This window comes from Burkholderia sp. PAMC 26561 (assembly GCF_001557535.2).
Taxonomy (GTDB): Bacteria; Pseudomonadota; Gammaproteobacteria; order Burkholderiales; family Burkholderiaceae; genus Caballeronia.
Window position 1 is genome coordinate 1,550,617 of the sequence record NZ_CP014315.1, and the last position, 19,063, is coordinate 1,569,679.

Annotated in this window: 18 protein-coding genes; 5 read left to right on the forward strand and 13 right to left on the reverse strand. The window is 61.8% G+C overall.

From position 1 onward, the window contains the following. The first annotated feature begins 152 nt into the window (after window positions 1–152). Window positions 153–854 carry a response regulator transcription factor gene (locus tag AXG89_RS41610; RefSeq protein WP_062001599.1) on the forward strand — a complete coding sequence of 234 codons (702 nt, stop codon included), beginning with the start codon at window positions 153–155 and terminating at the stop codon, window positions 852–854. Here AXG89_RS41610 and AXG89_RS41615 read toward each other — a convergent pair whose 3' ends face one another. Continuing rightward, entirely contained in the window at window positions 855–2,639 is a 1,785-nt protein-coding gene (locus AXG89_RS41615) for an ATP-binding response regulator (RefSeq protein WP_075357376.1), read from the reverse strand. A 213-nt stretch (window positions 2,640–2,852) separates the two neighbouring features. On the opposite strand from AXG89_RS41615, the gene AXG89_RS41620 reads away from it, so the two are divergent. Then, window positions 2,853–3,716: a hypothetical protein gene (locus AXG89_RS41620; protein ID WP_236873654.1), complete on the forward strand. Its 864-nt coding sequence runs from the start codon at window positions 2,853–2,855 to the stop codon at window positions 3,714–3,716. Here the strand turns inward: AXG89_RS41620 and AXG89_RS41625 are convergent. Continuing rightward, window positions 3,697–5,526: an FAD-binding protein gene (locus tag AXG89_RS41625; protein WP_075357375.1), complete on the reverse strand. Its 1,830-nt coding sequence runs from the start codon at window positions 5,524–5,526 to the stop codon at window positions 3,697–3,699. The two genes, AXG89_RS41620 and AXG89_RS41625, sit on opposite strands and share 20 nt — an antisense overlap. A gap of 37 nt (window positions 5,527–5,563) precedes the next feature. Further along, window positions 5,564–5,878, reverse strand: coding sequence for an antibiotic biosynthesis monooxygenase family protein (locus tag AXG89_RS41630; protein ID WP_075357374.1), 315 nt, complete (start codon window positions 5,876–5,878; stop codon window positions 5,564–5,566). Between the two features lie 349 nt (window positions 5,879–6,227). On the opposite strand from AXG89_RS41630, the gene AXG89_RS41635 reads away from it, so the two are divergent. Then, window positions 6,228–7,439, forward strand: a complete 1,212-nt coding sequence (locus AXG89_RS41635; protein WP_075357373.1) for an MFS transporter — start codon at window positions 6,228–6,230, stop codon at window positions 7,437–7,439. 6 nt (window positions 7,440–7,445) lie between these two features. Here the strand turns inward: AXG89_RS41635 and AXG89_RS41640 are convergent, their stop codons facing one another. Together AXG89_RS41640 and AXG89_RS42715 are read right to left on the reverse strand one after the other, a co-directional pair. Beyond that, window positions 7,446–8,363, reverse strand: coding sequence for an ion channel (locus AXG89_RS41640; protein ID WP_075357372.1), 918 nt, complete (start codon window positions 8,361–8,363; stop codon window positions 7,446–7,448). 98 nt (window positions 8,364–8,461) lie between these two features. Then, a complete protein-coding gene (locus AXG89_RS42715; RefSeq protein ID WP_162916251.1) occupies window positions 8,462–8,602 on the reverse strand; it encodes a hypothetical protein in 141 nt (46 codons plus the stop codon). Window positions 8,603–8,642: 40 nt separating this feature from the next. On the opposite strand from AXG89_RS42715, the gene AXG89_RS41645 reads away from it, so the two are divergent. After that, window positions 8,643–9,404, forward strand: coding sequence for a 3-oxoacyl-ACP reductase (locus tag AXG89_RS41645; RefSeq protein WP_075357371.1), 762 nt, complete (start codon window positions 8,643–8,645; stop codon window positions 9,402–9,404). Window positions 9,405–9,490: 86 nt separating this feature from the next. Here AXG89_RS41645 and AXG89_RS41650 read toward each other — a convergent pair whose 3' ends face one another. After that, complete coding sequence (locus AXG89_RS41650) at window positions 9,491–9,949, reverse strand: hypothetical protein (RefSeq protein WP_119024858.1); 459 nt, start codon at window positions 9,947–9,949, stop codon at window positions 9,491–9,493. A gap of 249 nt (window positions 9,950–10,198) precedes the next feature. Then, on the reverse strand, window positions 10,199–11,092 hold the full coding sequence (locus AXG89_RS41655) for a LysR family transcriptional regulator (protein WP_062001592.1): 894 nt from the start codon (window positions 11,090–11,092) through the stop codon (window positions 10,199–10,201). A 126-nt stretch (window positions 11,093–11,218) separates the two neighbouring features. On the opposite strand from AXG89_RS41655, the gene AXG89_RS41660 reads away from it, so the two are divergent. Next, entirely contained in the window at window positions 11,219–12,214 is a 996-nt protein-coding gene (locus tag AXG89_RS41660; RefSeq protein WP_075357369.1) for a zinc-binding dehydrogenase, read from the forward strand. A gap of 38 nt (window positions 12,215–12,252) precedes the next feature. On the opposite strand, the gene dapA is transcribed toward AXG89_RS41660, so the two are convergent. The 6 genes from dapA to AXG89_RS41690 form a co-directional block, all read right to left on the reverse strand. After that, window positions 12,253–13,125 (reverse strand): 4-hydroxy-tetrahydrodipicolinate synthase, encoded by an 873-nt coding sequence (gene dapA, locus AXG89_RS41665; protein ID WP_075357654.1) that lies wholly within the window; start codon window positions 13,123–13,125, stop codon window positions 12,253–12,255. 175 nt (window positions 13,126–13,300) lie between these two features. After that, window positions 13,301–14,284 carry an ABC transporter substrate-binding protein gene (locus AXG89_RS41670; RefSeq protein WP_075357653.1) on the reverse strand — a complete coding sequence of 328 codons (984 nt, stop codon included), beginning with the start codon at window positions 14,282–14,284 and terminating at the stop codon, window positions 13,301–13,303. A 26-nt stretch (window positions 14,285–14,310) separates the two neighbouring features. Continuing rightward, a complete protein-coding gene (gene fhuF, locus AXG89_RS41675) occupies window positions 14,311–15,114 on the reverse strand; it encodes a siderophore-iron reductase FhuF (RefSeq protein ID WP_062002325.1) in 804 nt (267 codons plus the stop codon). Beyond that, a complete protein-coding gene (fhuB, locus tag AXG89_RS41680) occupies window positions 15,111–17,192 on the reverse strand; it encodes a Fe(3+)-hydroxamate ABC transporter permease FhuB (protein ID WP_075357368.1) in 2,082 nt (693 codons plus the stop codon). The genes fhuF and fhuB overlap by 4 nt, the downstream gene beginning before the upstream one ends. After that, entirely contained in the window at window positions 17,189–18,022 is an 834-nt protein-coding gene (locus tag AXG89_RS41685; protein WP_075357367.1) for an ABC transporter ATP-binding protein, read from the reverse strand. The genes fhuB and AXG89_RS41685 overlap by 4 nt, the downstream gene beginning before the upstream one ends. After that, the gene (locus AXG89_RS41690) at window positions 18,019–19,026 is read right to left on the reverse strand and encodes a TauD/TfdA family dioxygenase (RefSeq protein ID WP_075357366.1); all 1,008 of its coding nucleotides are present in this window, start codon (window positions 19,024–19,026) and stop codon (window positions 18,019–18,021) included. Before AXG89_RS41690 ends, AXG89_RS41685 begins: the two co-directional genes overlap by 4 nt. Window positions 19,027–19,063 lie beyond the last annotated feature (37 nt).

The following is a 19,063-nucleotide window of genomic DNA, read 5'->3' on the forward strand; positions in this document are numbered from 1 at the left end:
GGCGTTCGTTCGTTTAAGTAGCGCACGTGGATACTTCGCATAAATAATCCTGTTGCCATAACGAATTCAAGCCACATAATCGCCAATACGACCGCTTCAGTCAGACCGCATCCAAGCCACTCGACAAAGCAGGCCCGCGACATGGAGATGCCATGAGGTTTCTGGTGGCCGATGACCACGAACTGATCCGGCAAGGCGTGAAATCGCTGCTGCGCGGGCTCGACCCCGACGCCCAGTTCGACGAAGCCGATAGCTGGGAAACGCTCGCTGCCGCTGCGAGGCCGGAAGCGAACCACGACCTCGCGATAGTCGACCTGCACATGGCCGGCATGGAAGGTGCAGCGTCGCTGCAAACGCTGCTGAAGGCGAATCCGGCACTGCCGCTGGTGGTGTTGTCGGCGGAGGAGTCAGCCGACGAAATGCGTGCGGTGCTTGCTGCCGGCGCACTCGGTTTCGTGCCGAAACGCGAACCCGCAAGCGTGATGCTCAAGGCAATCGAGCTCGTGCTTCTCGGCGGCGCCTACGTTCCCATTGAAGCGCTGAGTCTGCTCGGACCCGGGCAGGCCCCTGCGCCCGTTGCCGAACGTTCCGGGGCGGCTGTCGTGGAGGCGTTGCCGGTCGGTATCCAGCCGCATCATCGGCATCTGATGGAAAACCTGTCGCCACGCCAGCAGGAAATCATGCGGCTCGTGTACCGCGGCTGGACCAACAAGATGATCGCGCGGGAACTCGGTGTCGCCGAGGGAACCGTCAAGGTGCATCTGTCGGTCATGTTCCGGGCGCTATGCGTGCACAACCGGTCAGCGGCGATCGCACTGATTGGCGGCTGGCTTGAAACCGGCCGTACGCTCTGATTACGATGCCGGCGGCTGGCGCTCCAGCGCCGCGTTGCGTTCGCCCTGCTGCCAGAGGGCGTCGAGCGTGCGGCGCAAGCGGGCCGGCGTCACCGGCTTGTGCAGCACGGGAATCCCTTGCGCGGCGAGCGTGCTGAGCTCGGACGACGCCATGTCGCCCGTGATCATCAGCGTGACGATGTCGCCATCGCCCCGCTCCCACAACGCCTGCCGCACCGCGCGAACAGCCTGCGCGCCGGTTCGGTGATTGCCGAGCTGGTAATCGCAAAGCAGCGCATCGGGAACGAAATCGTCTTCAACGGCTTGCACCGCAGCGCGCTCGTCCCGCACGCTTCGCACGGTGCAACCCCAGCGGCCAAGCAGGCGTTCGAGTGCGGCAAGAATGGCGGGATCATCGTCGATGCAAAGAATCCGCCTTCCCGCAGCCGTTGGCCCGGTCAACGCCACATCACTGAGCCTTGCGGTGATCGTGATCAGGTCCGGGTCGCCGCGCTTGACCGGCACGCCGACTGTCGTGCCGCGTCCCGGTGAGGAGCGCAACGTGACATCGCCGCCAAGCAGTTTCACCAATCGTCTGACAGTAGGCAAGCCGAGCCCGTGTCCCTGCCGCGGTTTTTCATCAGGCAGCCTCGCCTGATAAAACTCTTCGAACACGAGTTCGTGTTCTTCCGGCGCAATGCCAATCCCCGAATCACGTACCTCGATCCGTCCACTTCGATATCCCATCCATATCGCGCCGCGCTCGGTGTATCGAATCGCGTTCGATATCAGGTTGCCCAGCACGCGCTCGAGCAATACAGGGTCAGAGAAGGCGACCGCATCCGTCGGCGCGATGCGCAATGCGAGACCCTTGGCGGCGGCGAGCGGACGGTATTGGTTATCGATACGAGTGAAAATCTCCGCGAGGCGAAAGTGCAGCGGGATCACCTGCGTGACACCGCTTTCAAGGCGCGCCAGATCGAGCACCTGATTAAAGAGCCCGTTCAGTGCTTCGACATTTGAAATGATGCCGTCGGCCGTTTCGCTGCGTTGAGCACCGGAGGCCAACGTGTCCCTCAACGATTCGGCAAGCAAGCCGATCGCATGCAACGGCTGGCGCAGATCGTGACTGGCGGCTGCGAAAAAACGCGTCCTCGCGCGGCTCGCCTCTTCCGTCACCCGCTGCTGGATGGCGAGCGATTCAGCCAGCCGCTGCTGGTTCACCCGCGCCTCCACGACCCGCCGGAAGAGTGTCCGGTAGCGCGCGGCGTAGAAGTTCATCGCGATGAAAAACACCACGAGCACCGAGCCAATTACGATGCGGTCGCGCGTGGGCGAGGTGAAGTTCAGCACCACCGCGGGCATCAGGAGCAACGGAATCGCGCTGGAAAAATTGAAGAGGTCGAAGCCGCTCGACATGAAAACACCCGCCGCCAGCGTCACCAGCAGCACGGTATGGAGGACGGGAAGATCGGCTTGCTGGCTGTGGAACGCGAACCAGATCGACAAGCCGGGCGCGCTATACAGCACAATACTTCGCAGCGCGTGAAGGTTGATCCACTTGCGTGGCGCGAATGTCGCCGGCCAATGACGGTTCCACGCCCACAGTGCTATTCCGCCAAAATTAGCGATGCTGTAAAAGACAATCCAAGCGGTGAACAGGCCTCGATGCGCAATTGAACCGAAATAAACTGCGCTTAAAGCCGCAATGGCTAACCAGTGCGTAAAGAATGCAATGGGGTCCTGAGCATAAAGAACCTTGGCGAGGTCTTTGTCTATTTCCCGCCGCATTGGATCGTTCTGCATCCTGTCAGCCCCTTTTTTACAAGATGCGCGCCTGGCTGACGCACGTGGGAACGACTTGCTAAAACGACACTGGACATAACGGTGGGGGCGTCGAGCCGCCTTAAGACCTTACACAAGTTTACCCGACGGCTATTACTTTAGCCATATGGCGCAACTCGCATCCAGTCACCATACTTCGCTCGACATCCAATAAAACATACGAGGGAGAGCAACATGGACACCATGACCGCGCACGCGCGTATCGCGAACCTTGACACCGCAATACTTCCGGATCTCTGGCGCCGCCGCACCCATCTGTCGCATGACGAAATGGTGTCGATGTACCATTTGGTGCGCGGCGCGTTGCGCGCTTACCACCCGCTCGAACTCCAGTCACTTCGCGAAGACAAGGAAGAGCTCGTCGCGCAGTTCATTTACGCCAAGGTGCTGCGTCTGGAACCGGGTCACTCCACGGCGAAGTCCTGCGCTGAAAGCGCGCCATCGAACAACTATGCCATTTGCGCCTATTTCAGACGCTATCTGATCGATTGCCTGCGCAGCGCGAGCCATCAGCGCAATGTATCGATGGAAGTGAGCGGCATCGATCAGCAAGTCGATGAACATGCTCAGGCTATAGAAGATCCCGTCAGGTCGGTGCTCCTGCAATACGGACTCGATGAATCCCGGGTGCGGCGCATGGCGCGCTGCTTCATAAGCGCGCTTGACCGACACGAGCGTGTGGTGCTCGCGGGGACGCTCGGCCGCGATTCGGGCCGCAAGGGTGGGCTCTCGCGAATCGCGGCCGAGCACAAGGTGCCGTCGTATCACTATCGTGCAGTGAAACTGGGCGTGGCGTTGCGGAAAACGGCGCGTCCCGCGGATTTCGCTGCAACGAAGATCGGCTGCTGGTTGAGCGACATTGTCGGCATCCCGATCAACGAAGAGAATCAGCCGGTGATGCTGGTCGTGCTCGATCTGCTCGCAGCCGAGTCAGTTGAGGGCGTGAATGGGTATCCGGTCGAATCTGCCAGTGAAGATGCAAGCGCTCATGCAAACGACTACGCAGGCGAATACGCAACTACGCCCGCAGCCGCGTGAAGCCGTCGTCGCTCCATTCTTCTGAATTCACGCCGTGATGCACGAAGAATAGACCGTCCGGATCGTATCGCCGCTTGATCGCCAGCAGCCTCGGATAGTGCACGCCCCAGAATGCGTCTTGCCAGTCGCGCTCGAAGAAATCACTCTCCGATACATACGAGCCCGCACGCGGCACCACGGTTCGCAGTGTCGCCGTCGCTTTCGCGATGCGGCTGGCAGCATGGCGGGCAACGCGGATATCAGGTTCATGTCCAGCGATACCGGGCAATGCCGGCGGCCCTTCGCCAGAGATGATTGCAAGCGCGAAGGCATCGAGCACGGCGGGGTTCATGGCGGTATCGCGGGTGGCCGTTCGCGCATCGTCCGATGCCCCCGCGAGTCCCTTGTTGAAATGCAGCGTCACGCCCCAGTCCCGCGTGCTGGCAAACAACGCATTCACACAACGCGCCCGCTCGCCCTCGTCCAACAACGATGCAGGCAGCCACGTCGAGTGATACCCGTAGAGAAACTGCCCCGCTTCCGCCGCGTCGGCGCTCCAGAAGACGTTGCCGGGCGACGCGCCCGTCCGGTTGTCCGCGGCCATCACGCCCGGCGCAAATGCTTCCATGAAGGCCGGGTCCCAGAAACGCTGCGCGGGAACTGCGATGATCTTCGCCGCCTTCGGCATGTAGAAGTCGCTCGGCGACTTTGCGATCCAGTCGAAGAACGGTTGCCAGACGCCGGCGGCCTGATCCTCGTTCAAACCCTGGAACACCATCGATATATTCAGAGTGTTATTGCCGCGAAAGCTCACCGTCTCACCCCAATGCGGATTGAAGAGCCTGCTTGCATAAAAGCGCATGAACTCACTGGTCAAGCGCTTGAACGCGGCGTCGGATGAAGCTTTGACCGCGCCAAACACCGCGCCGAACTGCTCGGGAAGGTCGTGCGTCTTGAGTGTGAGGCGCGTTATCACGCCGAGGCTCCCGCCTCCGCCACCTTTCAGGCCCCAGAAAAGATCCGCATTGGAGCACGGGTTTGCGATCCGCACGGCGCCGTCGGCGGTGACGACTTCCGCTTGCAGCAACGAGGCCGCCGCCGTGCCGAACCGCTTCGAGAAGTTGCCGAAGCCGCCGCCCTGAACGAGTCCCGCAACGCCGACAGTAATGCATCCGCCGCCTTGCACATAGCGGCCGGCGCGGGTGGTGACAGCATCGTAGACATGACTCCAGAGCGCGCCCGCCTCCACGGTCACAGCCGGTTGCGAAGGCTGACGTCCCTCGCAACCCTCGCCAACAAACGCATCATGCAGCGTGACCTCGTGCATGGCGTGCGTCCAGATCAACAGCGAGTCGGCCGCGTTCGATGTCCCTTGATAACTGTGACCGCCGCCTTTCATGACCAGCCGCAGCCGATGCCTGCGCGCGAAGTTCACCGCTCGGGCTACATCGCGTGCGCTGGTTGCGTTGAGCGCATAGACGCTTGGCGACGATGTCCATGCGTCGAGGTAGCCGGATGTTTGCGTGAGCGCGGCGGAATCGCTTATGAAGTACGGGTTCTTGAGCTGGCCGAAGATATCGGCGCATGCAGTGCTCGCGGGCGATTGGGCGCACGCGGCAAACGGCGATTCGACCTTGAGAAGATGGCCGCCGACCGCGTTGTTGAGTGCATCCCATTGTTGCTTCGATGGCCAGCCGGGCTCATCCGGCCGCACGCGCCGCATGGTCGGCCCGTCCAATACTGCCGCCATTGCCGCCCTCACCGGCACGCCGCCAACAAGCGGCGCGGCCAGCGCTCCTTTAAGCCAGGTCCGCCTGTCTAAAGCGCACATGTCTCCTGTCACCTCGCGATTGCTGACGCTGATGCGTCTATTTGACCGTCTGGATCACTTCAAAACCTTCGAACTCCGGATGCCCCAGATAGAGCGAGCGCGTTTCATTGCCGGCATTCCGGTGTGCCGCGCGAAACGCATCGCTTTTGGTCCATCCTTCGAAAACGTCGTAGTTCGACCAGATCGTATGGCTGGAATAGAGTACGTGATCCTCCTTTTGAGGACCTTTCAAAAGGTGGAATTCCACAAAACCCGGCACCTCCTTGAGATGCGTGTCCCGGCTAGTCCAGAGATCCTCGAACGCGGTCTCGGACCCGAGGGCCACTTTGAAACGGTTCATGGCGATATACATATGGTCAGCTCCTTTGATCGGTAAAGTGTGACGGCGCACCAGTTTATCGCCATCGCGCGGGGCTTGTTTCAGGGCAGGATGAAACGCCCGAATGCGGCTCTGAATGCGGCTCTCCGGTAGCCTGTACACCGGGATTGCGCCTGCTGGTCCGCAAGCGGGCTCGTGCTGCTGGTGGTATCGTGCCGCATCCGGACGTCCTTGGCCATTCGTACGTTTTTTCATTTGTTCGCGTGCCTTTCATTTGCGCAGTGCGATGGCGCAGCCGCAATCTGCGTTCGCCAAATTCCCGCAGTCCGCTGTCAGTACGCGTCGAACACGAGTATTCCGTCATTCAATCTGTGGAGCATGCATGTCCCCGAATTCCCCGTCGGCCGCCACGGGTCCAGCCCAGGTCAAGATGACCAGCGGCCTGATCGCGTTGTTCGCTTTCTGCTGCGGCGCCATTGTCGCCAACCTGTACTATGCGCAGCCGATCATCGAAATGATCGGGCCGGATGTTCACTTGTCGAGCGGCGCGGCGAGCCTGATCGTCTCGCTCACGCAAATTGGTTATGCGCTCGGGTTATTCTTCCTCGTGCCGCTCGGCGATCTGCTGGAAAACCGCAAACTGATGATCGCGACGGCGCTGGTTTCCATCGCCAGCCTCGCGGCGGCCGCGCTCGTTCATCAGCCACACGCGTTCCTTGCCATCTCGCTGCTCGTCGGCTTCAGCTCGGTCGCGGTGCAGATCCTGATCCCGCTCGCCGCGCACCTTGCGCCCGATGAAACACGCGGACGGGTCGTCGGCACGATCATGGGCGGCCTGCTGCTGGGTATCATGCTGTCGCGGCCCATATCGAGTTTCGTGGCGGGTCACTTCGGGTGGCGCGTGGTGTTCGGTTCTGCCGCCGTGCTCATGGCAATCGTGACAGCGTTTCTTGCGTTCACCATTCCGTCGCGCCAGCCCGATCACAAGGCCACCTATGTGCAACTGATCCGCTCGCTCGGCACGCTCGTCGCGACCATGCCGATCCTCCGGCATCGTGCGTTGTATCAAGGGCTGATGTTCGCCACGTTCAGCTTGTTCTGGACCGCCGTGCCCGTCGAGCTGATCCGCCATCACGGGCTGACGCAGAACGGCGTCGCGCTGTTTGCGCTGGTCGGCGCAATGGGCGCGACGTCGGCGCCACTTGCAGGGCGGCTCGCCGATGCCGGTCATTCCCGGCTCGGCACCCTGATTGCCTTGATCCTCGCCGCGTTGTCGTTCATGCCGTTGCTCATCCATCCCGCGTGGGGCGTGGCCGGCCTCGTGGTGACGGGAGTCGTGCTTGACTTTGCCGTGCAGATGAACATGGTGATCGGCCAGCGCGAGATTTATGGACTTCATGCCGCAAGCCGTAATCGTTTGAATGCGCTTTATATGACGAGCATTTTCATAGGCGGTGCATGCGGATCGGCGGTTGCGAGCACGTTGTTCGAGCGCGGCGGCTGGACCTTGATTGCGAGCGTCGCCAGCGTGTTTCCGCTTCTCGCCTTGCTGCATTATCTGTTCGTCGGACGCTCGGCTACGCGACTTGCCTGAGCCGCTTCAAAGCGGCACGACTTCGTTGAACTTCGCGTAGTCGATATGCGTTTCGCCGTTCTGCACCGAGAGCAAATCGACGTATCGATGGCCGTATAAAATTGACTCAGGCGGCCAACTGCGGCGCGCCTGCATGGGCTGCATGGTGGTTTCGTCGAGACCTTCCACCATCAGCATCAATTCGGCGTTGCTTGCTTCGAGCGACTCGAGCGTCTCTCCGTGGAGCGGACTGTTTTCATCGATCACATGCATCAGGCTCCAGCTCAGCAGAAATGCCGGATGCTGGTCGCGGATGAGCGGCAGGTCGTGCACCTTGCGCGAGAAAAAGCCTTCAGGGGTAGTCTCCGAACGTATCACGCGCATCCGCGCCTTAGCCTCGACAATGACGTTCTGCCGCGCATTCGCGGCGCGAACCATCAGCGTCAGACGGCCATCGATAGGACGAACCACAGCATTGTTCGCGAACAGAATGCGCGCGCGAGGCCGCGAGAACCGCGCGAAGATCATGCCGGTCGTCAGCGCGATGCCCGACATGCCCACGAAGATCTCGCCCGTCGCAATCGCATGACCGTACAGCGTCGCCGGATGCATGTCGCCATAGCCCACCGTCGCGAGCGTTTCGACGCTGAAGAAGAACGCGCCGAGCAAACCGGCGGGCGCCTGATTCGCGATCGCGTGCTGCCCCATCTGGAATAACAGCGCGAAACCCAGGTTGAGCACAAGGAACAGCAACGCGACGACACCGAAGAAGACCGGCCACTTGGCGGTTAGCGCGATGTGATAGATGTCATGCCAGAAGTAAGTCCTAAGTCCGTGCGTTGTCACGTGGTGCCGGTCATCTAGAACGATCCGCCGATGCGGCGGCGCCGCATGATGCTCTGCCGGCTGCTCGCTATGCGGTGATTTTGATGTCTCGTGTGGCATGGTCGGTCGTTCTCATAGGGGACGGCCGGTCAATACATGGCTGCCGGCGAAAGGCGTCATATTAATCGCGAAATAGTACGGAGGACAGATCAATCCATCTAATGATTGATGTCACGCGTTGAGCGAATGGGGGCGTCGATCAGCGCGAGATCATCGCCGCTACCGAATCTGGCCGGTTGCGAATAGCCGAACCGCGCGACGACAAGACGCTCCGACGGCACGACCAGACCCTCCGGCATAATGCTCCAATCCAGTCCCAAACGAACTTTGGAGAAATCGATGCTACTGCCTGAACAGAACGTACTCGTGACCGGTGGCGCACGCGGGCTCGGTGCGGCGATCACCGAAGCGCTCGCGCGCGAGGGCGCCGGCGTCGTGATCAACTATCGTCGTAGCGAAGTTCAGGCGAAACTGCTCGCGGAGCGTCTCGGGCCGCGCGTGGTGGCAATCCAGGCCGATATCACCGACAAGGCGTCGGTCGCGCGTCTCTTCGACGAGGCTCACGCGAAAACGGGCCGCCCGGTGCATGCCGTGGTGAATAACGCGCTCGCGAATTTCAGCTTCGATGGCGACGCGCGTCCAAAGATCGGCGACATTGAATGGGCGCGCTTTCAGCAGCAGATCGATGGCGCGCTCAGGGGCGCGCTGAACACGATTCAGGCCGCGTTGCCTGCGATGCGCGCCGCTGGCTTTGGCCGTATCGTCAATGTCGGGACCAATCTGTTCCAGAATCCTGTTGTGCCGTATCACGATTACACGGCGGCAAAAGCGGCGTTGCTCGCGCTGACGAGAACCGCATCGAACGATCTCGGACCGGATGGCATCACGGTGAACATGGTGTCTGGCGGCCTGCTGCGCACCACCGACGCCAGCAGCGCGACGCCCGAAGCCGTGTTCGACATGGTCGCGGGATTCACGCCGCTGCGCCGGGTCACGACGCCTGCCGAGTTCGCCGACGCAGTGCTGTTCTTCCTCTCGCCATGGGCGCGCGCGGTGACGGGGCAGAACCTGGTGGTCGATGGAGGGTTGGTCAAGGGATGAGGATGGAAAGTTCTCTGCTTGGGCGAGGAGCCAGGCGCAGAGGCGTCCGCCCCGGATAGTCAACCGTCGTTCGTGCCGTAGCTATATCAACGAATGATGAGTATCGTCTGAACGCCGTCGTCGTTGACGTCAAATCGAACATACGCTGCGTCGTCAAGAACGTATATCAAGGCTTGTGTCCCGGGCATTACAAGCGGCGGCTTCTTCACTGGTTTGCCAAGGGTCGAAGTTATTTTACTCAGGCTATCCCCGATCTTGATGCCGAGTACGCTTCCCGTGTAAGGAGCATCAAGCCGTATCGTCTCAACATGGCCCGCCGGATTGAAGAATACCCAGATGCCACGCGTTCGGAGGTGCAGATCTGTCTTGCCCTTGTTCGGATCGGCGACAAAACTGGGCAATGCCGGATTGCGGATTTCCGGTTCGACCTGCATTTGCGTATTCAATGCGGTTTGGACCGAAGGGATGTCGTCGCCGAGCTTGAATCCAAGATTCGGCAAGGGATTCATCTGAGCGTTTGCGGTGCCATTGAGGACAATCACCAAGCCTAGCGCGAGCCATACTGCATACCTGTTTCTCACTTCGATTTTTCCCGTAGGTTGTGCGTTTTCGAATCTTGCGTTATCGATCTTTTGCTACATGGCGTGCAGGGGAAGCGACCACTCGCCGGATCGAGGCTGTCTATCCGGACCGGATGCTCCAAAATGCCGCTGCACGTTGTTTATCGACAGCGTGGCGATCTTCTTTAGTCCCCGACACGCCAACCCGCAAGCTGAACTCGTCTCAGTGATGTATCAAACCCCGGAACTCCCAAAGGCCTCCACAAGATACTCGATGAACACCCGCACCCTCATCGGTACCCTCCGGCCAGTCGGATAAACAAGATGGATCGGCACGCGCTCGGGCTGCAACGCCGGCAACAGGACCTGGACCTGCCCGTTACGGATCTCTTCCGCGAGCAGCCAGTATGGAGCCTGAGCAATGCCAAGGCCGCTCAGCACAGCCGCACGGATGTGCTCGGCATCACCGGTCAGCAGCGAGCCGTGCGGAACGTAAGAAACAGACTCCCGCCCGACCTTGAGCGCCCAGGGGTATCGCTCACGGCCCTTCGCAAAGACGATGCAAGCGTTCTGATCGAGATCCGCGAGCCGCGCCGGCACGCCCCTCGCGGCCAGATACGCGGGGCTCGCCACCAGCACGAAGTCGGTCTCGGACAGCTTTCTGGCAGTGAGCGAAGAGTCTACGAGTCGCCCATGGCGAACCGCCAGGTCGACACCGTCGCCAATCATGTCGACATGACGCTCCGATACCGACAGTTCGACCGTGACGTCGGGGTACTGGCGAAAGAAATCAGGGAGTAGCGGTGTAATGCATAACCGTCCGTGAGCCGGTGCAGTATTGACCCTGACCAGGCCTCGCGGCGATTGTTGGCGATCGCCCACCGACGACTCGAGCGCGTCGAAGTCGTCCACGAGTTGCCTCGCCGACTCATAGAACGTCTGTCCCGCTTCGGTGATCACGACCCGCCGCGATGTCCGCAAGACAAGCTGTGCGCCAAGGTGCCGCTCCAGCGCGCCGATCTGTTTGCTGACTGCAGGCTGCCCGATCCCTTCTTCACGCCCGACGGCGGAAAAGCTCCCACATTCGACCAGACGTACAAACAGGCGGATCGCGTTCACTCTATCCATACGGCCATCCGCATCAATTCCAGAATGAAATCGATGGTATGCCCTGATGCAGCGTTTCGGCAATGGATGAAGTTGCTTATGTTATGGGCTGTGCAAGCAACAACCCCAGGACAAAGGAGCTGAGCGATGAAAGCGATATGTGTGACACCCGAACGCGAGCTTGAAGTTCGCGACATTCCGACCCCGACCGCGCCGGCACCGGGCCATTTGCTGATCGACATGGAAGCATCGGCGATCAACCATGGCGACAAGACTTTCCTGCGAATCCCCACAGCCGCCGGCAAAGCGCTCGCGCTGGGCCAGCACGACGTCTGGGGTGCGTCGGGAGCAGGACAGGTGTTGGCGGCGGGAGCCGGCGTTCCTGCAGAATATGAGGGCAAGCAGGTGGCGATCTACCGATCGCTTGGAAGAAGTCCCGAAAGCGTTGGACTTTGGTCCGAGCGGGCGCACGTGCCCTACTCTGCGTGCCTGATCCTGCCCGAGCATGTTCGCGCCCGGGACTATTGCGGTTCGCTCGTGAACGTGATGACGGCCTACGCCTTTCTCGAAGAGATCGCCGAAGCGCGTCACAAGGGCGTCATCGTCACGGCCGGGAATTCGGGCACCGGTCATGCTCTTGCCGCCCTGGCCCGTATTCGAAAGTTGCCCGCGATCTTCCTGGTGCGTACCGGGGAAGCACGCGAGACGCTGTGCCGTTTCGGCGCGGAGCATGTCATTGTCACCACCGAAGGTTTCACCGATACGCTCCGCACGTTGTCCGCCGAACTGGGAACGACGGCGGTATTCGACGGCGTTGGCGGAGACTTGCTGTCGAAGATCGCACCGGTCCTGCCAGTGAATTCGACGGTCTACATCTACGGCTTTTTAGGCGGCGCCGTTCCAGTTTCGATTCAGTCCGTGCTTTTCATGATGAACAACCTGACCTTGCGACGGTTCAGCAATTTCGAAAGCCGCACGGTGAAGGATCATGACAAGCTCGTCTCCGCTCTCAAAGCGCTCGAGGGTGTAATTGACGACCCGATGTACAGGACCCGGATTGGCAAGGCGTTCCCGCTCGATCAGATCGAAATGGCCATGGCCTACGAATCGAGTAGTGGCGCCAAGGCCGTCTTGCTGACTTAGGCGGCCCCGAAACGGTTTCTTTTTCTCAACCAAAAGATTCAGGCCACGATGGCAAGCTGCCGGAAACACGCGTCGAGCGCGATCCGCAATTGCTCCTTGAGCGTCGCCGACGCTTCCATGACCGGCAAGCGCGTTTCGCTGCCAATCACGCCGTCGAGGGCAAGCGCCGCCTTCACGCCGGACGGATTCGGCGCGCTGAACAAGAGTTTGATGACAGGCTTGAGGGCTTCGAAGAACGCGGCGGCATCGTCCGTTCTCGCCGATAAAACCCGTTCGTGGATCTCGGCCAGGACATCGGCGAAAAGATGGGCGCTCGTCAGGATGCCGCCCGATCCGCCGGCAATCAGGCAATCGAGGTAGGCGTCGTCGTTGCCGCAGAGAACGCTGATCGGCAGTTGGCAAAGCTTCTCGAAAGTCGCCGGCACACAGGCCTTGATCGCGACAATATTGGCATGCTCGGCAAGGCGCTCGACCGTGTTCGTATCGATGGAAACACCCGTGCGATGCGGCACGTCGTAGAGGATGACGGGGCGTTCCGTGGCGCGTGCGACTTCGTCGAAGTGCCAGCGAATGCCGTCTTGATCAGGGCAGACATACGCCGGCGCGGACACCAGATAGCCGCCAATATCCCAGCGGTCGAGTTCGCGAATTTCCTGCACCATGTCGCGTGTGTTCATGCCGCCAATACCGACCACCACCGTCAGCCGCGTACCGATCACTTCGAACAATGAACGCAAGACCTTGAGCCGTTCGTAATGATCGAGCAGCGCCGCTTCGCCGGTCGTTCCCAGTGCGACAAAACCGCTGATTTCCTGGCTCAGATATCGCTCGGCGAGACGCTGGAGTGCGTCGGTATCGACTTGTCCGTCCTTGAACGGCGTGACAATAGGCAACCATATTCCGGACACCATGCTCAACTCCGCATGGCCGGTCGGGCCAGGGCGTTTTCAATTTTCGATAAAACCTGTTCGGACGTCATGACCATCCCCTCGCGTTCATTTGATTGGATCAAACGAAGCGTATCGGATCGCGTGTAAACGTCGCGTCAAAAAAGCGGGAGCGCGCATATAGAACGCGCCTGCGTAATCAGCGCGGCGGCAGCGGCAGTGCCAGCAACTTGTTGGTGATTTCGTTCGATAGACGTAAGGCCGACATCGGGCCGCCGAAGCCCCAGATGTTCGGCTCAACCAGCGCGATGCGCCCTGCCCGCTTCGACGGAACGAAGCGCCAGACGGGGGACGTGAGCTGTGTTTCGATGGGAACGTTCTCGCTCGACGCGGTCACGAACAACACCGCGAGGTCGGGCTTCTTGAGCAAATCAGCCGACGTCACGTAGATGGTGCCTTCACGCGTCGGCTTTGATGGCCACAGCGACAAACCCAGCGCCCGCGCCACCCCCGCCGCCGTGCTGTTTCCTGTATAGACCCAATACCGATCCGGCAAGCCGAGTTCCTGCAACAACGCCACCTGCTCGCCGCTGCGGCCTGCGAAAGCGAGGCGTTGTGCATCGTGGGCGAGGCCCGCATCGAGTTTCGCTTCTACTGCTTGCGTCCTGTCCTCGCGTCCTGTGAGACAGCCTATCGTGCGAAAGATCGTGCGGGTCCAGTCCAGTTGCGTTTTCTGCACGCCACTTTGTTCCATGTCCGGACTGAACTGGAAGAGCACCGTGGGCGCGATCCGGTCGAGCGCCGCGAAGATCGGCGCATGTCGATACCCCACGCCAATGATCAGGTCGGGACGCACCGATGCAATCGCTTCAAGGCTCGGTTCCTGCCGCGTGCCGACTTCCGGCACGCCGTTGAAACGCGCGCTGTCGTAGCCGATCCAGCCGGCGTAGTAAGCGTTATCGACGAGACCGACGGGCGTGATATCGAGTGCGGCCAGATCTTCCGCGAACATGAATTCGAGGACGACGACGCGCTTGGGTTTCAAAGGCATCGTCTTGCTGAATTGCGATATGGTCGCGTTATCCGCAAGCGGTCCGCAGACGGGCGCGTTCGGCTCCGACGCGAACGCCACCGACGCCACCGACGCCACCGACGCCACCGACGCCACCGACGTCATCACCATGCATGCAAACGCACAGAAAAGCTTCTTCACGCGATTGCCTCTTGTAGCGCGAGTTGTTCGTCCGACATTGTCAGCAGTAAGGGACAGCTGGTGCAAAGTTGCGTTTCTCCGGGGATCTCGTAGCGCACGCAACACACGCGGCGTGCGCGAAACGGGTCGGGCAGCAGCGCCGAGCGCGGCTTCATCTGGCGGATGGGGGCGCGCAGCGGATTGGGTGCGCCATCCGCGCCGAGGGAAAGTCCGAAGAGCCATGCAGCATCGCCACGATCGTCTTCCTCGCCCGGCAGCAGCGCGCATTGCTCCAGCAAGTAGTCGAGCAGATTGCCTGCGTTGCTCCACAACACGCGTGGCGCGATGCGCGTCATGCCGGCGAGCATCCCGATCACTGTATCGAGATGCTCGAGCAGGCCGGCGTAGTTGAGCACGGTATCGTGGGTATGCGGTTTGAGCGCGTCGGCTGCGAAACGCAGCGCGACCGGCATGCCTTCGCGCAGGACAAGCTGCGCTCTCAATGGCGACATGTCCAGAGGACGTCGCAGCAGCCGCGCCGCCAGAATTCCCGCGGGGGCGGCAAGCCCGAAATAGTACTTGCTCCATTGCGATAACAACGCACGCGCGTGAAGCTCGGCATCGCCGCCATAGTGATGGACCATTGCATCGAGCAACGCGTTCCGATGCGCGCCCAGCGACGACAAAGGGATGCTGATGTCGTTCGTTTCCAAAGCATGATCGGGCGCACCGAGCCACACGTTCTGCAGATACGGCGCGATCGATGCCGGCGCGAACGATGCAAGACATTGCGAAGCATTCGACGCGGCGTCCGGACTCATCGTCCGCTCCGCTTTTCGCGCCGTACCTGCAGCACCAGAAGCGCAAGCAGATAAGGCGCGCCGATCAACGCCGTCAGCACGCCCGCCGGAATCTCACGTGGCGCGAGCAGCGTGCGTGCGGCGATATCGGCGGCGGCGAGCACCAGCGCACCGATCGCGGCCGCGAGCCAGAGCCGGGTCCGATGTGCCCGCGCGCCGAGCATGTTCGCCAGATGCGGCGCCATCAATCCGATAAACCCCACCGGCCCGACCGCCGCCACCGCCGCGCATGCAGCGAGCGTGGCAATGGTGAGCACGAGCGGCCTCAGCACGCTGATTGGCACGCCAAGCGCGACCGCCTGATCATCGCCGAGTGCGAGCAGGTCGAGTGGACGCGCGAGCAACGCAAGTACCGGTAGGGCAACGACGCACCACGGCAGCAGCGCCGCGACTTCGCCCCAACTGCGCCCATATGTGCCACCTACGAGCCACACCACGAACCGCGCCGGCTGCACACTTTGCTGCGTGATCAGCCATTGCGACAACGTAGTCCATAACGTACCAATGACAATGCCCGTCAACGCCACCGCGAGTGGCGCGTAATGATGCCGCCGATTGAGCAACAAGGTAAGCAGAAGGGTTATGCCACCGCCAGTCAACGCGGCGCCCGAAACGATCGCGTGACCGGCGAGCGGCCAGATCATCAGCGCGACGAGCGTCGTCAGCCCCGCCCCTTGCGTGACGCCGAGCACCTCGGGACCCGCCAGCGGATTTCTCACGATGCTCTGCATCAACACGCCGCTCGATGCCAGCAACGCGCCCGCAAGCAACGCGCACACGAGGCGTGGCACGCGCAGATCGAGCAGCATGCGCGCCACATCGTCACGATGAGCAAGGACGCCGAGCCATCGCTCGGGACCCAGCCACGTCGGGCCAGACGATGCACCGATTACCAGGATCACCGCGCACGTCGCCGCCAGGATCGCCGCGACCGCCGGCCACGGCAACGCGCTCATCGCGCGGACGAAGCGCGTGCCGCGTGCTTCCACCGCACGTTCCTGGCCCCCATGCAGCACGCCTGCCCACGCGGCGCCGCTGCGGATCATCGCGAGCATCAGCGGCGTGCCGGCGAACGCAATGGCGACGCCTGTGGAAAGCGTCGAGTCGAGATCGAGTGCGAGTACGGCGCTGTCGGTGACGAGCACGAGCGCGCCGCCCACCAGCGCCGATAACGGCACGAGCGCGCCCAGCTTCGATGCCTTCGCGCCGCGAATCTGCCGCAGCAGATTCGGCGCGATCAATCCAACGTAGGAGAGCGGTCCCGCAATGCTCACCGCGACGCTCGCAAAAGCGACCGCGACGGTCAGCGCCGCGAGCCGCGTGGCGTCGATACGAACGCCGAGCGCAGCGGCGGCATCGTCGCCAAGAGACAGCGGATCGAGCGGCCGCATGACGAACGGCAACGCAACGAGCGGCACGACGAGCCACCCAAGCGCCGACTTCAATCCGGCCGCGCCCGGCTGATACAAACTGCCGCTCGCCCATAGCGATGCGCCCACCACGGTCTGCTCGAAGAAGGCCAGCAACAGTGTCGATATGGCCGAGAACAGCAGCATGCAGACGCTGCCCGCCAGCACCAGCCGAAGCGGGGTCGCCCGCCAGCCGCCGGCGGCCGCCGCAACACATGCAGCGGCCGCGAGACCGCAGGCAAACAGCAACGGCACGGAGGCCGCGCCGAATACGGCGGGCAGGATCATCGCGGCGAGCAAGCCGAGTTGCGCGCCGCCCGTGATCCCAAGCAGATCGGGCGATGCCAGCGGATTGCGCGTCAGCGCCTGGAACAACGTGCCGGCGACCGCAAGACAGCCGCCCGCCACGAGCGCCGCTGCAATGCGCGGCACATTCAGGTCGAAGAGAAAGACACCGGCGAGCTGAGCGGCGTCGCTGCCCGGCGCGGCCTCAAGCCACGCACGGACATCGGGCGCGAGGCGCAACAGCGCAACTGCGACGATCAGGAGCACGAGCAAGACGACCAGCAAACCCACGCGGCTTTTTACCGGCGCGCGCCATCGCTCGGAAGAGGAGGCAAGCGTGGTCATGCGACCAGATCCCTGGCCGGGCTTCCCAGCGATTCCGCTTCGTAAGCCGGCACGCACATAGGCGCACCCGTCTGCGGATGTGCGATCTTCAGCATCCGCACGCCGAACGTATCGTTGAGATGATGCGGGTCGAGCATGGCATCGGGCGCGCCATGAGCGACGATCCGGCCGGCGCGCATCAATACGATTTCATCGCTGAACGCGGCAGCCTGGTTGAGGTCGTGCAGCACCCATACGATCGTCAATCCGCGCTCGCGATTCAGCCGCCGCAGTTCGTGGAGAATATCGAGTTGATGATGGATGTCGAGATAGGTTGTCGGCTCGTCGAGCAACACGATAGGCGCCTGCTGCGCCAGCGCCATCGAGATCCACACCCGCTGACGTTCGCCGCCCGAGAGCGCGGCGACATCGCGTGCTGAATCATCGGCCAGGCCGCTTGCTTCGAGCGCTTCATCGATCGCTGCGTGATCCGCGCGTGTCAGTCCTCTCAGCCAGCCGCCATACGCATAACGCCCGTATGCAACCAGTTCACGCACAGTCAGCCCTGCCGGAATCTGGTTGAACTGCGCAAGCATGGTCAGCGTCCGGGCGAGCACGCGCCGGCGCAATGTACCAATAGGCACGCCGTTCACTTCGACATGTCCACCAAGCGCCGGCTGCAATCCGGCAAGCGTGCGCAGCAACGTGCTCTTGCCGCACCCGTTCGGGCCGCACAGCGCGGTAACCCGCCCTGCCTGGATACTCACATCCAGCCGGTCAAGCACTATATGTTCCCCGTATCCAACCGTCAGCGAGTGCGCGGCCAGTGCGGGTCCTGCGGGCAATGTCATCGTGTATCCGTCCGCTTGCTGTAGCTTTGCGCCATCGCGACCACGACCTTGCGCGGTCCTTCGAACGGATCGCGGGCGTGCGCGGTCAGCATGTTGTCGAGCATCAGCACGTCGCCGGTCATCCACGGAAACACGATGCGCTGCTCGTCCAGCACGCCGCGAATCTCCGCGAGCGCTTCAGCTTCTATCGGTTCGCCGTCGCCGTAATACACGTTGCGTGGCACGTTTTCCAGGCCGACGGCATCGACGAGTGCTTCCTGCATGTCTTCATCGAGCGTCGAGAGATGGAACAGATTCGCCTGGTTGAACCACACCATCTCGCCCGTGCGCGGATGGCGCGCGACCGCCTGGCAGCGTTCGCGGGTACGCAGGAGCAGTTCTTCATCGTCGCCATTGCGCCACTCGTATTCGATACCGCGCGTCGCGCAGATCCGTTCGACCACTGCGGGGTCATCTGAGCCGAATGCGTTTTGCCATGGCAGATCGAGTCCTTGCCCGAAGTTGCGCACGTACAGCAGCTCGCGTTTTGCAAAACGGTCGACCAGCGCGGGATCGAGTGCCCGGTAGACCGCGCGGCTGTCCGCAATCGGCGTCGCGCCGCCCGATCGCGCCGCCAGCGCGCAATGGAACCAGATGCGCAACGGCCACTCGCGTGTGTACGACTGTTCGTTATGCAGCGGAATGGAGCGATGCGGCGGATATTCCGTCGATGTGTACACGGCGCCCTCGACCTGGCTGCGCGGCGTCGATGCAAATTCATACCCAATGAGCGGATCTCCGCACGATGCGGCGAAGCGCTGGAATGCTTCTATCGATGCAACCTCGAAGCCCGTGAAGCGCAGCCCGCCTGAACGCTCGAGCGTACTATCGATGATCGTGCGCAGCGGCGCTGCGGCTTCTTCAAGCGAGATACTGACGCCGGGTCTGGGCGAGACCACGGTCGGCAATCCCGGTTCGATGTTCAGATCGTCCAGCGTCGGCCGTGCCTCTGGAAGCGAGTTCATGCGAAATTCTCCTGGCGCGGGATGACATCACCCGGCA

Bases quoted from the DNA above. Each gene is read 5' to 3' on its own strand.
- AXG89_RS41610 (WP_062001599.1), top strand. From the start codon at position 153: ATGAGGTTTCTGGTGGCCGATGACCACGAACTGATCCGGCAAGGCGTG.
- AXG89_RS41615 (WP_075357376.1), bottom strand. From the start codon at position 2,639: ATGCAGAACGATCCAATGCGGCGGGAAATAGACAAAGACCTCGCCAAG.
- AXG89_RS41620 (WP_236873654.1), top strand. From the start codon at position 2,853: ATGGACACCATGACCGCGCACGCGCGTATCGCGAACCTTGACACCGCA.
- AXG89_RS41625 (WP_075357375.1), bottom strand. From the start codon at position 5,526: ATGTGCGCTTTAGACAGGCGGACCTGGCTTAAAGGAGCGCTGGCCGCG.
- AXG89_RS41630 (WP_075357374.1), bottom strand. From the start codon at position 5,878: ATGTATATCGCCATGAACCGTTTCAAAGTGGCCCTCGGGTCCGAGACC.
- AXG89_RS41635 (WP_075357373.1), top strand. From the start codon at position 6,228: ATGTCCCCGAATTCCCCGTCGGCCGCCACGGGTCCAGCCCAGGTCAAG.
- AXG89_RS41640 (WP_075357372.1), bottom strand. From the start codon at position 8,363: ATGCCACACGAGACATCAAAATCACCGCATAGCGAGCAGCCGGCAGAG.
- AXG89_RS42715 (WP_162916251.1), bottom strand. From the start codon at position 8,602: ATGCCGGAGGGTCTGGTCGTGCCGTCGGAGCGTCTTGTCGTCGCGCGG.
- AXG89_RS41645 (WP_075357371.1), top strand. From the start codon at position 8,643: ATGCTACTGCCTGAACAGAACGTACTCGTGACCGGTGGCGCACGCGGG.
- AXG89_RS41655 (WP_062001592.1), bottom strand. From the start codon at position 11,092: ATGGATAGAGTGAACGCGATCCGCCTGTTTGTACGTCTGGTCGAATGT.
- AXG89_RS41660 (WP_075357369.1), top strand. From the start codon at position 11,219: ATGAAAGCGATATGTGTGACACCCGAACGCGAGCTTGAAGTTCGCGAC.
- dapA (WP_075357654.1), bottom strand. From the start codon at position 13,125: ATGGTGTCCGGAATATGGTTGCCTATTGTCACGCCGTTCAAGGACGGA.
- AXG89_RS41670 (WP_075357653.1), bottom strand. From the start codon at position 14,284: ATGGTGATGACGTCGGTGGCGTCGGTGGCGTCGGTGGCGTCGGTGGCG.
- fhuF (WP_062002325.1), bottom strand. From the start codon at position 15,114: ATGAGTCCGGACGCCGCGTCGAATGCTTCGCAATGTCTTGCATCGTTC.
- fhuB (WP_075357368.1), bottom strand. From the start codon at position 17,192: ATGACCACGCTTGCCTCCTCTTCCGAGCGATGGCGCGCGCCGGTAAAA.
- AXG89_RS41685 (WP_075357367.1), bottom strand. From the start codon at position 18,022: ATGACATTGCCCGCAGGACCCGCACTGGCCGCGCACTCGCTGACGGTT.
- AXG89_RS41690 (WP_075357366.1), bottom strand. From the start codon at position 19,026: ATGAACTCGCTTCCAGAGGCACGGCCGACGCTGGACGATCTGAACATC.